The following is a 13,465-nucleotide window of genomic DNA, read 5'->3' on the forward strand; positions in this document are numbered from 1 at the left end:
CCATGATGCTCTCTCCAAGAGCAGCCCGGTCCGACCGGGCTTCCTAAAGTGGTGAGTCCTGTGCTTCCGGCATCCCGCCGGCGGGTCTACGACGTGATGCCAAGTCGATCCGATCGGGTCAAGCCTTGGCGTCGGTCTTCGGTCGCGCGCCTTCCGGCAGTGTCTGCGTCACCTCGATTTCCTGGCGCCCCACCGGCTTACCATCGATCGTCACTTCGACCACGTACCGACCCAGCGCCCAATTGCCGGCGCCTTGCCTGACGAACTCGAGATTGGTCGTGGCCGCGCCGGTCAGGGTCAGGTCCTTCTTCAGTTCGCCGACGATTTCGCCGTTGCTCATCGCAATCAGCTTCGCCGTTACCGGTACGGCGTTGGCCGCTCCGCGGGTGCGCAGCGACGCGACGATCTTTTCGGCAGGCAGGAACTGAGTCAGCGGCGTGACGGTGCCGTCGGAGTTTTCGCTGGTGCCTACGTCCAGGGCGAACAGGTTCAGTTCCAAGGTTTTGTCCGGCGCAGAAGCGGCCGGAGCCGCGGCGGCAGGACTCGCCGGTCCGGCTTTCTGTCCGCAGCCGGTAGCCAATGCCGCACAAATCAAGACCGCTGAAACAAGAAACTCGGTTTTCTTCATGACCTTCGACCTAGCTGTAGGCGATGCCGAACTTCGCCATCCTTGTACTCGCCATCGCGGGGCGATACGGCTCATCGCCCGCGTCCTAAACCAATCTGTATATCGATCACCCTCGCCCGACGAGCGGACACCACTGCCCATCGCGCGCAGGCTTACGCGCTGCCGCTCTTGACGGCAACGGTCTTAATCCGGCTTGCCCCTAGACTGAAATTCTCCGCACCGCCATGCATCGCTCCATCCTTGAGTCGCATCCCCGAGCGCCAGCCACCAGGCGAACTGCCTGCCCCATCCGATAGATGGGCGCTACGCCATGTCAGCCTCTAATAGCAAGCAATCCCGTTCATAAATAGTAAAAAAGACTATCTATGTGACCGTTTTCACTGAACTTGCCCGGCGCCATGCTGATGAGGCGTAATGGGTGTGCACTCAGTGGTCCAAACGCCATCGAATGGATCCCACTCGGGCAATCCATTAAGCGGGCTGACCTGATCAGGGGTTGACCGACCCAGCCGCCACACTACGGCCATGGCGTTGCGGAGCTTGCGACGCGACGCAGACGTCTGTCTGCCGATGCAGCTTGCAGGCATCTAACCGATCAACCCCAACGGTCGCGACCGCGAACAAAGCTCAGCCCCCCACTGCTACCGGGGATACCGTGCTCCAGAGCCCACCCACGAATTGCTCTGCATCCTCGGGCGTAATCAGCACCTGTCCGGAAAACCATCCAGGCTTGAGCTTGATCGCGAACGCTCTGCTCATGAAACGATTCTTGAAATTGAATACCACAAGCGAACCGACAACATCGGTGCTCATACCGTGACAGTCTAGATTCGACCATCACTCGCGCAATGCAACGACAGCCAGGAGAGCTTGATCATGATCGTCTTGAACGCCCCAGCAATTCATCGGCTCGATTGGCATCGTCTGCGCAAGCCTCATGCTCAACCGCGTCTACACCGATACCGGCGCGGCGAGCAGCGCGATGGTGATCACTGCTGTCTGCTTGCGTGATGCGTCCATGAATCTTCCCTGATCTGTCGAGTTTTCCGGACGCACGAACGGCGCGACGCAGTGATCGCGCTGATCGCCAGCGCCCACGATCCTGGCCGCGCGCTCAGCGCGATTTCGCCCTCAGCGCAACCTGCTCGGCGATGGTCAAAGCGACATTGTTGCGTAGGTACGCCGGTTCGACGCGCTCGGGAGCTACCGCTTCGCCGCGCGCGTAGGCGGCTGCGGCCAGGCGCGCGAGATCGGCGGCGTGCGGCAGGGCTTCGGCGTCGACCGCGGCGAATCGCGCGGACAGGCGCGCGCGTAGGGCCGCATCGCCGGCGGCGAAACCGGTGCCGACGCCGAACCAATCGTCTTCCTCGCCGGGCACGATCGCTGCGTCGGGGGCGAGCACGACTTCGGTGTCCAACAAATTCGCCTCGTCGCCGCGCAGTTCGAACGCGGCGGTGTAGACCTCACCCATGCGCGCGTCGATCGCGGCAAAGACCCGTTGCGTCAGTGTTTGCGCGACGTCCATCGCGCGTGCGCGCAGCGCCAGCACGGCCAGGGTCGAGACCGGCACGATCGGCTTGTCCAAGGCCAGCGCGATGCCTTGCGCAAGCGCGATCGCCAGGCGCACGCCGGTGAATGCGCCAGGGCCGCGGCCGATCGCGATGGCGTCGAGCTGGCTGCGCTTGAGGCCGGCTTCGTCCAGCAACTGCTCGGCCCATGGCAACGAGAGTTCGGCGTGACGGCGCGGCGCGAGTTCGTAGCGTTCGCGCACTTCGCCGTCCAGCCACAGGGCGACGGAACAGGCTTCAGTGGAGGTTTCGAAGGCTAGGAGGTTCATTGTTGCTCGGTGATGTTTATTCAGGCGCTTCGAAGTTGCTATTAGAAAGCGTGTCTGCGTGTTTGCTTTTGCTCGTCATTCCCGCGAAGGCGGGCTTTGCTTTACTCCGGCGGAGCCGAACATCCAGCGACTTCAAGCGTTCTCGCACGAAAGGCACTGGATTCCCGCGTTCGCGGGAATGACGGAGTGAGGGAGTCGCGGCAACTGGATAGAACGAAGCGAGGGTTCGCTGCGATCGGACAGGGTGAAGTACGTCGCGCGAAAATCAATCATCCGCAACACAACACCCCGCCTACCCACCTCACTCAGCAACCACCGCCGGATCATTCGGATTCGGCTGCCACAATTCGATCAGACCGCCTTCGGGATCCACCACATACCCGAACTTGCCCTGCTCACTTTCCTCATAACGATCGAGCACCTGGCAGCCTTCCTCGCGCAGCGCCTGCAGCGTGGCCTTCAGATCGTCGACGCGGAAGTTCAGCATGTAAGGCTTGTCGCTGGGCTTGAAATACTCGGTGTTCTCCGCGAACGGCGACCAGATGGTGTAGCCGGTCTCGCCGGTCTCCTCGCGCTGCCACGAGAACATCGCGCCGCCCCAGCCCTGCCCGCCGATGTCGAGATGGCGCTCGTACCAGGCCGACAAGGCCGATGGATCGCGCGCCTTGAAGAACACGCCGCCCAGCCCGTGCACGCGCGGCTTGCGCGCCGGCGCGGTCTGATTGTCGTCGCTCATGCTCTCACCCTCCCAGGTCAGCGGTAGTAATCGTCGTCGTCCGACGACGAGGCCGAAGCCGATTCTAGTACCACCGGCCGGCCGGAGAAGAAATCGGCCACGTCCTCGATCCGGCGCGTGCGCGGCAGCGGCGGCAGCGAGTCCAGGAAGGTCTTGCCGTAGCTCTTGGACAGCAGGCGCGGGTCGCACAACACCAGCACACCGCGATCGGTTTCGCTGCGGATCAGGCGGCCGGCGCCCTGTTTCAGCGCGATCACCGCCTGCGGCAGCTGTTCGTCGCGGAACGGGTTGCCGCCGCCGCGACGGATCGCGTCCAGGCGCGCTTCGAACACCGGATCGTCGGGCGCGGCGAAGGGCAGCTTGTCGATCACCACCACGCTCAGCGCCTCGCCGGCCACGTCCACGCCTTCGCGGAAACTCGCCGCGCCCAGCAGCACGCCGTTGCCGGAAGCACGGAAGCGTTCCAGCAGCACGTGCCGCGGCGCTTCGCCCTGCACGAACAACGGCCACGGGCCGCCGCGCAGCAGTTCGGCGGTTTCGCGCAGGGCGCGATGCGAGGCGAACAACACGAAGGCGCGGCCGCCGGAGGCTTCCAGGATCGGCCGCAGCTTATCGACCAGGCTTTCGTTGTAATGCCGCACCGCCGGATCGGGCAGCCCTGGCGGCAGATACAGCAGCGCCTGTTGCGCCCAGTCGAACGGGCTGGGCGCCAGCAAGGTCGTGGGTTCGGCCAAGCCGAGCTTTTGCGCGTAATGCTGGAAATGCCCGCCGACCGCGAGCGTCGCCGAGGTGAACACCCAGGCCGCGCGCGAACGCTCGCGATGCTCGGCCAAGGGCCCGGCGACATCCAGCGGCGTGCGCGCCAGGCGGAAGCCGCGCGCGGTGAGTTCGTACCACAGCACGCTGGTGTCGGGCGCGGCCGGCGCCGGCGTTTCGGCGTCCTGCTCGGCGTCGGCGGTTTCGTCCGTCTCGGCGCTGACTACCGGCTCGCGCGGCGGCGGCGAGAAATCGTCGTATTCGGCTTCTTCCTGCACCGGCCGCGGCACCGGCGCGCCACGCCAGCGCTTGAGCTTGGTTTCGAAATCCTTCGCCCGCGCGTGGCAGCTGTCGAACCCCGGCGCGGCGGCGCGCAGGGAGTCGAGCGCGTTCTGCATCGCCCGCAGCGCTTGCTCCAGTTCGTCGAAGGCCGCTTCCACCGCCGGCAATTCGGCGGCGCGGCGGCGGGTCGCGCGCACCGGCAGATCGTCCATCGCCGCGCGCAGGCCGCGCACGGCTTGTTCCAGATCGCGCGCCGGCACCTGCACCGTCGCCAGCGCGCCGGTCACCGTCTTGCATTCGGCCAGCGCGTCGCGCGCCAGTTCCACCAGCGGACGCGCGCTGATCGCTTCGCCGAAGAATTGCGACGCCAGTTCCGGCAGCTGATGCGCCTCATCGACCACGAAGGCCTGCGCGCCCGGCAGGATTTCGCCGAAACCTTCCTGCTTGAGCGCCAGATCGGCGAGCAGCAGATGATGATTGACCACGACCAGATCCGCCGCCTGCGCGCGCTGGCGCGCCTGCACGACGAAGCAGTCGGCGTACATCGGGCATTCGCTGCCCAGGCAGTTTTCCGCCGTGGACGTCACCATCGGCAGCAGCGGCGAGTCTTCCGGCAGCGCGTCGAGTTCGGCCAGATCGCCGGCACGGGTGCGCCCGGCCCAGCTGACGATGCGCTGGAACTGGGCGGCGTATTCGCGGCTGGTGAAGCGCGGCTCGCCCTTGGCCTGCTCGGTGCGGTACTTGCACAGATAGTTGGCGCGGCCTTTCAGCAAGGCCGTCTTCAAGCCGATGCCCAGCGCGTCGCGCACGCGCGGCAGGTCGCGGTGATAGAGCTGATCCTGCAGCGCGCGGGTGCCGGTGGAGACGATGGTCTTCAGCCCCGACAACAGCGCCGGCACCAGATAGGCGAAGGTCTTGCCGGTGCCGGTGCCGGCCTCGGCCAGCAGGGTCGAGCGCGACTCGAACGCATCGGCGATCGCCGCGGACAAATCCTGCTGCGCCGATCGCGGCGCGAACGCGGCGATGTTGCGCGCGAGGTCGCCGCCTTCGCTCAGCGCGGCTCGACTGGCGACGCCAAGGCGGCTGGGTTCCATGTAAGGCTCAGTAGCGCGGTTGGGCGGCGACGGTGCACACGCCGATCTTGGCTTGCGCTTGCTTGCGCGCCTCGGTCAGCGCGGTGCGCTGCGGCACCAGCGCGTCGTAATGATCCTGGCGCTGGGCCAGTTTCATCGCCGCATTGACGCCGTCGAGCTGGCCCTGCTTGGCCTGGGCGATGGTGGCCCAATGCCGGCGGCACAGCGGACCGACCCGCGAGCCGCCGTTGTAGGCCTGCTGCGCGTAGCGTTCGGCGTCGTCGAGGCGGTGCAGATACAGCGCGGCTTCGGCGCGTTCCTGCAGCAGCGCCGGATCGTTGCCGTTGATCTGCAGCGCCTGATCCAGCGCGGCCGCGGCTTCGGGGTATTTGCGGGTTTTTTCCAGGGCGTCGGCGCGCTGGCGCAGATCCTCGACCTGGGTGTCGCGGATCGGCTGCACGTCGAGCTCGCGCGCGTCGGCGCCGCCGGCGGCGCGCACCGCGGCGACCGCGGCCTCGCCGTTGAAGCTGGCTTCGGCCAGCGCCGAGGGTTGCGGCGGCGCGACCGTGCAGGCCGCGGCCAATGCGGTCAGGACCGCGAGTGCGGCGCCGCGGGGGACGGCGCCGGGTAAGGAACTGCGCTTCATTGCTTACTGCTCCGGGGGCGGGGGATTGTTCGACGGCGCCGGTTCGCGCGCGGGTTCATCCTTGTCCTTGCCGATACCGAACCACGAGCGCCAGCCGCCGCCTGATTCCTCCGCGCCGGCCTCGGGCTGCGGCTCGGGGCACGGCGCGTACTGCGGCGCGAAACCGGCGACGAACGGGAAGCGGCGCGCGCCGACGCAGGCGGCGTCGGTGGTGTTGGTGCCGATCACCGACTGCCAGTCCAGGCCCTTGTCGGTGACTTTCAGCGGCGCGGTGGGCAGGCGCGAGAAGATCGCCGACCACACCCGCATCGCGCCGGTGGCGCCGTACAGGCCGGTGGTCTGGTTCTGATCGTTGCCGACCCAGATCACCGCCAGATGATCGCCGGTCCAGCCGGCGAACCAGCTGTCGCGGCCGTCGTTGCTGGTGCCGGTCTTGCCGGCCGGCGACAGACGGCCCAGGCCGTCGCCGACCAATTGCCGGCCGGTGCCGTTGGTGATCGCCTGCTGCAAGGCGATGGTGATCAGGCGCGCGGCGATCGCGTCGCCTTCCTGCGCCGGCGCCGGTTCCTTGTCGTAGCGCTTGACCGCCTTGCCGTCGGCGCCGAGCACGCCGCGCACCGCGTGCAGCGGCTGCACTTCGCCGCCGGAGGCGAGGAACTGGTACAGCTGCGCCATCGCGTACGGGCTTTGGTCGACCGCGCCGAGAATCAGCGAGGGATTGTTCGGCGCCTGGATGCCGGCGAGTTTCTGCACCAGTTCGCCGATGCTCTCCGGCGAGACCTGCATGCCGATGCGCACCGTGGCCTGGTTGTAGGACATCGCCAGCGCGTCGACCATGCGCACCAGACCATGGCTGCGGCCGTCGGAGTTGCCCGGATTCCAGTTGCGGCCGCGGCCGAGCTTCACCGTCACCGGCGAATCGTCGATCCAGCTGGCGAGGTTGAATTCGCTGGGCCGCGCCAGCGCCAGCAGATACACGAACGGCTTGAGCAGCGAACCCACCGGCCGTTGCGCTTCCACCGCGCGATTGAAGCCGGGCTGGGTGAACTCGCGGCTGCCGACCACCGCCACCACTTCGCCGTTGTGCACGTCGGTGACCACCAGGCCGCTTTGCAGCGGCGGGCGGCGCTTGTTGTCCAGGCTCTTGAGCGTGCGCGCCACCGCGCCTTCGGCCTGCGCCTGCGCCGACGGCGACATGCCGCTCATCACGCTCAGGCCGGCGCCGGCCAGCGCGTCGGCCGGATAGTCGCGCGCCAGTTGGCGGCGGACCAGATCGACATAAGCCGGAAAACGGTTGGCGGCGATATTGCCCGGGTTCTGGGTGATTTCCAGCGGTGCCTTGACCGCGCGATCGTATTCTTCCTGCTTGATCAGCTGGGTCTCGAGCATTTCGCCCAGGACGAAATTGCGCCGCTGCAACGCGCGCTCGGGATTGCGGCGCGGATCGTAGTAGGACGGGCCGCGCACGATGCCGATCAGCAGCGCGACCTGTTCGGTGTTGAGGTCGCGCAGATCGCGGCCGAACCAGAACTCCGACGCGGCGGCGACGCCGTGGATGGCCTGCGAGCCGCGCTGGCCCAGATAGACCTGATTGAAATAGGCCTCGAGGATGGTGCGCTTGTCGTAGCGCGCCTCGATCAGCAGGGCGTAGATGATTTCCTTGCCCTTGCGGGTCAGGGTTTGTTCCTGGCCGATGCCGAGCAGGCCGCTGCGCGCGAGCTGCTGGGTCAGGGTGCTGGCGCCCTGCTTGGCGCGGCCGGCGGCGACGTTCTTGAACGCGGCGCGGATCATGCCGCTGATGTCGATGCCGATGTGGTGGTTGAAGTCGCGGTCCTCGACCGCCTGCAGGCCGGTGACCAACAGCTCGGGCACTTCCTCGATGCGCACCAGCCGCCGTTCTTCCTGCTTCTGCCCGTACAGCGTGGCGATGCGCGCCGGGTCCAGCCGCGCGACCCGGATCGCCTTGCGCGTGGTCAGGTCGCGCACGCCGGCGACGCGGCCGCCGGAGACGATCACTTCGATCCGGCGCGGCTGCACCACGCCGTCGACGTCGTTGAAACCGCGGCTGGCGATGGTGAACTTGCCGCCCTCGCGGGCGTAGGTGCCCGGACGCTCGCCGCCGTCCTCGCGATAGGAGGCCGCGTCGAGTTCGGTCTTCAGCGTGGCCGGGTCCAGCGCCAGGCCCGGCGCGAGTTCCAGCGGCCGCGCATAGACCCGCGTGGGGATCTGCCATTGCAGCTGGCCGAAGCGCTGACCGACCTCGTGATTGAGGTAGAGCGTGTACGGAATCAGGAAGCCGAGCCCCAGGCCGACGGCGGCCAGGGCCCAGGTCACCAGACGGCGGCGCCAGCTCGGCGCGCTGCCGTTCTCGTCGCTGTCGTCGTCGTGCTCGTCTTCGTCGTAATCGATTCGGGCCACAGGGGTGCCGTACAGGGGGTCGCGGGGAAGTCTAGCGCAGGCGTCCGGGGGCCGTGCTCGGGCCGGACGGCAGGGGCATTGCGCATTCAGACCCTGTGAATAAGCGATGGTTCAGGCAGATAGCCCGTTCCCCGGCGTGTTTTTGTATGGGAGGGGCTGTTTTGTGGGAGGGCTGCTTTTGTGGGAGGGGCTTCAGCCCCGATGCTTTTGTCTCGGATCGCCGAAAACCACCGGCTCGCGGAAAATTCCGGCAGCGGATCGAAGAGCATCGGGGCTGAAGCCCCTCCCACAAAAGATCCCAGCCCCGCAAAAGCCGGCCTGTTCTAGTCCGCTTCGGTCGGCATCGGCCCTTGCCGGCCGCGCACACCATCGCGCAGACCGCGCAGCATCGCGCCCAGATACGCCAGCCGCGGCTTGAGGAACAGGGCGGTGCCGACGAACTTCAACACCAGCCGCGGCAGATCCTGCGCCGCCCAGCGTCCGGGCACCTCGGCGCGGCGGTACAGCAGCACGCGGTTGCGCATCATGTAGTACAGCCGGGTCGGGCTGTGGACGACGGTGCGGTACGGCAACAGGCTCGACACCCGCACCAGATCGCCGATGCGGTGCTGCATCCGCGCATCGCACACGCCGAACAGCTTGTAGCCGCGATGGCGCGCGCGCGAGCTCCATTCGATATCGACGTTGTCGATGAACAAACCCTCGTCCATGCCGCCGACGACATCGAGCACGTCCAGCGGCAGCAAGGTGCCCGAGGTGATGAGGAAATCGCAGTCGATCACCTGCCCCGGGCCGCCGAACAGCTTGCGGTTCATGGGGAAGGCGATGCGCACGAACGGCGCGACTTCGCCGGTGCGCTGGTCGCGGAACTGCGGCCCGACCGCGGCGACCGGGCCGTGCGTCTGCAACTGGCTCAGCTGATGGTGCAAGGTCGCGACCATGCCGGCATCAACGATGCTGTCCTGGTCCATCAGCAGGATCTGGGCGAAACCGGCCTCACGCGCGGCGCGCGCGGCCTGGTTGATGGCGCTGCCCAGGCCGACGTTGCGCGGCGAGCGCAGCACCTTCACGCCGCGTCCGCGCAGTTCGTCGAAATAGGCCTCCAGGGCCGCGCCGGTGCTGGCATTGTCGAAGATCGCGACCCGCCCGACCTGCGGCAACACCGCGGCGATCACCTGCTCCAGCAATTCGATCTGCGGGTGGTAGGTGACTATGGCGGCGCAAACCCCGGACACACCGGATCGTGCGGAAGCGCTCATGCCGGGCCGGTTCCCGAATACGGCCGGGCGCGTCCACGCACCGGCAGGTAAGGCGCGCGCGGCGGCGGAAGGCTGCTGAGAAAGGGCATGCAGGCATTATCGCCCATCGCCGCGCCGAGGGCGCGGCGCGGGCGTGCAGGCCGGACACGCAAACCGGACGGCACCCGATCCTGCGATCGGAAAACGCCGCGATCAGGCGCCGCCGCGCTCGCCGGCAACCCGGACCGGTCGCGTAAAAACAACGGCCCCGGATCCATCGATCCGGGGCCGATTTCAAAGCCGATCGAACCGTCGATCGCTTTCGGTCACGGCTCCTGGCACAACGGGCAGGTCGGATCGGTCGGCCCGCCCGGCGGCGGCTCATCGGACCTCACGCCACGCACATCGACGCTGGAAATCGTCGTGGCGCCGCTGCGCAGGGAAAAGCGCACGGTCTGTTCCGTGATCCAGGGCGCGGCCTGGGTACCGGTCTGCGCGCGCGCGAACAGCACCGGGTTGGTGTTCTGCGTATCGGCGACCCAGACCTCGGCATCGGCGCGGTTGGAGTTCCAGCCGATGTTGACCGTGCAGGTGCTCTGCCCCGCATAAATGATGCAGGGGCTGGGGCTGACGCCGATCGAGCCGCTCGGCCCGGGAGTGACGTTCACCGTCGTCAGCGCCGTCGCATCGCCGAACCACGCCTGCGTGTCGGCCACCATCCGCCATTGGAACGCGTAGTTGCCCGGCGCCGACGGCGCCAGCGCGTTGAACTGGAAGGTCACGCTCTGCTGCGGCGCGACCGTCGCCGGCAAGGCGATGCGATGCGTGCCCCACGTGCTGTTGTCGATGGGGCTCTGCGAACCCAGGCGGACATGGCTGCCGGCGACCCAGGTGCCGGTCCCGGTGTTCTTGACGGTGATGCTGACCGGGTAGAGCTGCCCCGCCGTCATCGTCGCCGGCACCGACTGGCCGACGAACTGCGCCGCCAGCCCGAACTTCACCCGCGAGCCGATTTCGCGGTATTGGTCGCGCAAGGCCGGAATGCCGCGGGTGCCGTTGGTGTCGGCATGCCCCCACAGGAACGGCATCAGCATGATCACGCGCGCTTCGCTGTTGGCGTAGGCGGCCATCCGTCCCGGATCGTGATAGCTGTTGTCCAGCATGCCGCCCTGCGCGGCTTGCGGAACCACGATGATGCGCTGCTGCGGCCGCAGATTGAAGCTCAGCATCAGCAGGTCGTACAAGTAGCCGTCGTTGTCGTTGCCGTAGTTGTCCAGGCCGACCCAATCGAACAGGCGCAGGCCCTGGATCGCCTCGTCGTACTTCTTGCTGCCGATGCTGGCGACGGGAAAGTTGCTGGTGCGGGCATCGCCGCGAATGGCGTTGACCGCGTTGACGAGCGCGGGATGCGGCGCGCCGCCCTGGTCCTTCAGCCCGCACAGTTCGGGCTCGTCGATCGGATAGAACGCGACCACGGTGCTCGCTTCCGGATCGTTCGGCACCAGATAGCCCGCGGTCACCAGATCGTCCACCAGTACGCGGAAATCGGCGGCGGCGCTGGGCGAATTCGCGTACGGGCAGCCGCCGGAGGCAGCGAACACGAAGGAATCGACGGATACGACCGCCTTGATCCCATAACTCTTGGCCTGTTGCAGTTCCGCCAGGATGATCGACCTGGCCTGGGTCCGGTCCGGGCCGGTCCACACATGGGTGATGTTGGTGTGCGCCTGATTCTCGGATTGATACGTGTTGTTGGCGAAATAACCGAAATAACGCAGGTGCTCCTGCGCCGATACCGGCCGGGCGCAGACTAAAAGCAGAACGATCAGGATTCTGTAGAACATGGTCTTCTTCCATTCGTGCATGCATGACAGCTCGCGCGACGCCGAAACGAAACAGTCCCGCGACGCGCTCCCCCGGCTCGTCCTTTCTGGGCCGGTCGGCGTTCATCATGCACACACGAATCTCAAAGTCCGAATCGGACCCGATCTATTACACAAAAAAACGCTGATTCATCGGCGAAGCTGCGCAAGGACAACGGCCCATCGATGAAGTGAAAGCCTCTGCGCGCCGCACACGCTGTTCGGATACGAACCCGCGCTTCACTCGCCGGCGGCCCGCGCCGTCTTCACTCGCTCGGTCAACTCGTGCAAGCCCGGGGCGGACGCATCGAGCGAACGCGCGGCCTGCAGCGCGGCGCGCGCGGCCTGCACTTCGCCCGCGCCCAGACGCTCGTCGCCGACCGCGATCCAGCGCAGGGCCAGGCGCAAGGCGGCTTCGCGCAGCGGCGCGCTGCTGCCTTCCAGGGTGCGGCGCGCGTCCAGGCATTCGCCGGCGCGGCCCAGGCGGTTGCCGCTGAGCTCGCGTTCGAAGCAGCGCTTGGCGGTCGGCAGCAGCCGCGCCACGGCCGCGCGCACGGCCGGGTTCTGCGGCGCGATGGCCTGCGCCGCGCGCAATTTGTCGTAGGCGCTGTCGCCGGGCGGGGTCAGCAGATCGCCGCGCTGTTCGGCGGCCGCGGCCTGCGCCAACAGGCGCTGCAAGGACTGGCGCTGCTTGCCCGGCGCCTCCTGGTCGAAGCGTTTGTGCGATTCGCGCGCGCGGTCCAGATGCTGGCGCGCGACCGCGATCGAAGGCGCAGTCACCGCGATCTCGCGCGCCTGCGCCAACTCGGCCTCGGCCTGGGCGAAATCGAAATCGGCGGCCAATCGCTCGGCGCGCGCGGCGTGGGCATCGGCGATCGCGACCAGGCCGTTGCGCGCGGCGCCGTCGTCGGCGCGCACCGCGAGCAGGTCGCGATAAGCGGCCAAGGCGAGCTCCAGGCGCTGCCGGCGCAGGGCCTGATCGGCTTCGCGGCGGCGGCGTTCGATATGGCGCTCCAGCACGGTGAGGCTGTCGGGCAGATCGGCATGGCCCGGATCGGCCTGCTGGGCGCGCTGGACGCCTTGCGCGCCGCGCACCAGTTCGCCGTTTTCCAGGGCCTGGCGCGCTTGTTGCAGCAGTTCGGCCAGGGTGTCGTCGCGACCTTCCAGGGCGTCGTTGCGTTGCGGCTGCAGCTCCAGCACGCGCTGGTACAGCGGCAGGGCGGTGTCCGGCGCGCCGTCGAGGCGGCCTTGCTCGCGCGCGCTCGCCGCGGCGGCGACCATCCGGTCCAGGCCGGCGTGGGTGGCTTCGCGTTCGCGCAGGCGCTGGGCCAGGGTTTCGACCCGGTCGCGCGGGGTGGCCAGATCGCGGGCCAGTTCCAGGCGGCCGCGGGCGAATTCGAAATGGCCGCCGTCGATGGCCTGGCGCGCCTGCTGCAGCGCCGCCTCGCCGGTGCGGGTCAGGCCGGTGCGCGCGTCGCTGCGATCGGGATCCAGCGCCAGCGCGGCTTCGTACAACTCGCGCGCGCCGCGGCCGTCGGGCGAGGTCAGGCGGCCTTCGGCCAGCGCGCGCGCGGCCTGTTCGCGCAGGCTTTGCAGGCGGGTGTCGGGCCACAGCCATTCCGACAGCGGTTGCCGCCACACGATCAACGCCGACAACACCGCGAGCGCGGCGACCGCCAGCGCGATGCGGGTCCAGCGCTGGCGCCGGGCGCGGTCGGAGGCGGGATCGCGGCGCGGTTCGTCGTCGAAATGCAGCGTGCTCCAATCGCCGGCGAGGGGTTCGATCCGCGCGGCGCCTGCGGCGTGCGTGGCGGAACCTTCGGGCGAGGACGGCGGGCGGGATTTCACGGCGACAGGATAGCGCTACGAGGATGACGATCGTGCTGTTATTTTCGCCATGGCGTGCGAGCGCAGTGCGAAGGCGAAGCGCGATGAATGCCGGTGTGGGGGGCGGGTTACCTGATCGAAAGGCATCGGGGCTGAAGGCCC

General features: G+C 67.8%; 12 protein-coding genes. 1 reads left to right on the top strand and 11 read right to left on the bottom strand.

Features of this window, described 5'->3' with window-relative positions:
* Positions 1-118: 118 nt before the first annotated feature.
* From LG3211_RS17880 to LG3211_RS27505, 8 genes are all read right to left on the bottom strand, one after another.
* The gene (locus LG3211_RS17880) at positions 119-628 is read right to left on the bottom strand and encodes a hypothetical protein (RefSeq protein ID WP_148648993.1); all 510 of its coding nucleotides are present in this window, start codon (positions 626-628) and stop codon (positions 119-121) included.
* Between the two features lie 627 nt (positions 629-1,255).
* Positions 1,256-1,441: a hypothetical protein gene (locus LG3211_RS17885; protein WP_057944006.1), complete on the bottom strand. Its 186-nt coding sequence runs from the start codon at positions 1,439-1,441 to the stop codon at positions 1,256-1,258.
* Between the two features lie 301 nt (positions 1,442-1,742).
* On the bottom strand, positions 1,743-2,465 hold the full coding sequence (gene tsaB / locus LG3211_RS17890) for a tRNA (adenosine(37)-N6)-threonylcarbamoyltransferase complex dimerization subunit type 1 TsaB (RefSeq protein ID WP_057944007.1): 723 nt from the start codon (positions 2,463-2,465) through the stop codon (positions 1,743-1,745).
* Between the two features lie 301 nt (positions 2,466-2,766).
* The gene (locus LG3211_RS17895; protein WP_057944008.1) at positions 2,767-3,201 is read right to left on the bottom strand and encodes a VOC family protein; all 435 of its coding nucleotides are present in this window, start codon (positions 3,199-3,201) and stop codon (positions 2,767-2,769) included.
* A 17-nt stretch (positions 3,202-3,218) separates the two neighbouring features.
* The gene (gene yoaA / locus LG3211_RS17900) at positions 3,219-5,333 is read right to left on the bottom strand and encodes a DNA repair helicase YoaA (RefSeq protein ID WP_057944009.1); all 2,115 of its coding nucleotides are present in this window, start codon (positions 5,331-5,333) and stop codon (positions 3,219-3,221) included.
* 7 nt (positions 5,334-5,340) lie between these two features.
* Complete coding sequence (locus tag LG3211_RS25885; protein ID WP_057944010.1) at positions 5,341-5,958, bottom strand: hypothetical protein; 618 nt, start codon at positions 5,956-5,958, stop codon at positions 5,341-5,343.
* A 3-nt stretch (positions 5,959-5,961) separates the two neighbouring features.
* On the bottom strand, positions 5,962-8,376 hold the full coding sequence (mrcB, locus tag LG3211_RS17910) for a penicillin-binding protein 1B (RefSeq protein WP_057944011.1): 2,415 nt from the start codon (positions 8,374-8,376) through the stop codon (positions 5,962-5,964).
* 86 nt (positions 8,377-8,462) lie between these two features.
* On the bottom strand, positions 8,463-8,645 hold the full coding sequence (locus tag LG3211_RS27505; RefSeq protein WP_222837519.1) for a DUF6053 domain-containing protein: 183 nt from the start codon (positions 8,643-8,645) through the stop codon (positions 8,463-8,465).
* On the opposite strand from LG3211_RS27505, the gene LG3211_RS27680 reads away from it, so the two are divergent.
* Positions 8,593-8,703: a hypothetical protein gene (locus tag LG3211_RS27680; protein WP_484502509.1), complete on the top strand. Its 111-nt coding sequence runs from the start codon at positions 8,593-8,595 to the stop codon at positions 8,701-8,703. The genes LG3211_RS27505 and LG3211_RS27680 overlap by 53 nt on opposite strands.
* On the opposite strand, the gene LG3211_RS17915 is transcribed toward LG3211_RS27680, so the two are convergent.
* The 3 genes from LG3211_RS17915 to LG3211_RS17925 all read right to left on the bottom strand — a co-directional run bounded on the left by LG3211_RS17915 (position 8,700) and on the right by LG3211_RS17925 (position 13,324).
* A complete protein-coding gene (locus tag LG3211_RS17915) occupies positions 8,700-9,635 on the bottom strand; it encodes a glycosyltransferase family 2 protein (RefSeq protein ID WP_057944012.1) in 936 nt (311 codons plus the stop codon). The two genes, LG3211_RS27680 and LG3211_RS17915, sit on opposite strands and share 4 nt — an antisense overlap.
* 305 nt (positions 9,636-9,940) lie before the next feature.
* Positions 9,941-11,458, bottom strand: coding sequence for an NBR1-Ig-like domain-containing protein (locus tag LG3211_RS17920; RefSeq protein ID WP_187313049.1), 1,518 nt, complete (start codon positions 11,456-11,458; stop codon positions 9,941-9,943).
* A 258-nt stretch (positions 11,459-11,716) separates the two neighbouring features.
* Positions 11,717-13,324 carry a hypothetical protein gene (locus tag LG3211_RS17925; RefSeq protein ID WP_057944014.1) on the bottom strand — a complete coding sequence of 536 codons (1,608 nt, stop codon included), beginning with the start codon at positions 13,322-13,324 and terminating at the stop codon, positions 11,717-11,719.
* Positions 13,325-13,465 lie beyond the last annotated feature (141 nt).

The organism is Lysobacter gummosus (assembly GCF_001442805.1).
Classification (GTDB): domain Bacteria; phylum Pseudomonadota; class Gammaproteobacteria; order Xanthomonadales; family Xanthomonadaceae; genus Lysobacter; species Lysobacter gummosus.

Coding starts and splice junctions, on each gene's coding strand:
- LG3211_RS17880 (WP_148648993.1), bottom strand. CDS start 628: ATGAAGAAAACCGAGTTTCTTGTTTCAGCGGTCTTGATTTGTGCGGCA.
- LG3211_RS17885 (WP_057944006.1), bottom strand. CDS start 1,441: ATGAGCACCGATGTTGTCGGTTCGCTTGTGGTATTCAATTTCAAGAAT.
- tsaB (WP_057944007.1), bottom strand. CDS start 2,465: ATGAACCTCCTAGCCTTCGAAACCTCCACTGAAGCCTGTTCCGTCGCC.
- LG3211_RS17895 (WP_057944008.1), bottom strand. CDS start 3,201: ATGAGCGACGACAATCAGACCGCGCCGGCGCGCAAGCCGCGCGTGCAC.
- yoaA (WP_057944009.1), bottom strand. CDS start 5,333: ATGGAACCCAGCCGCCTTGGCGTCGCCAGTCGAGCCGCGCTGAGCGAA.
- LG3211_RS25885 (WP_057944010.1), bottom strand. CDS start 5,958: ATGAAGCGCAGTTCCTTACCCGGCGCCGTCCCCCGCGGCGCCGCACTC.
- LG3211_RS27505 (WP_222837519.1), bottom strand. CDS start 8,645: ATGCTCTTCGATCCGCTGCCGGAATTTTCCGCGAGCCGGTGGTTTTCG.
- LG3211_RS17915 (WP_057944012.1), bottom strand. CDS start 9,635: ATGAGCGCTTCCGCACGATCCGGTGTGTCCGGGGTTTGCGCCGCCATA.
- LG3211_RS17920 (WP_187313049.1), bottom strand. CDS start 11,458: ATGTTCTACAGAATCCTGATCGTTCTGCTTTTAGTCTGCGCCCGGCCG.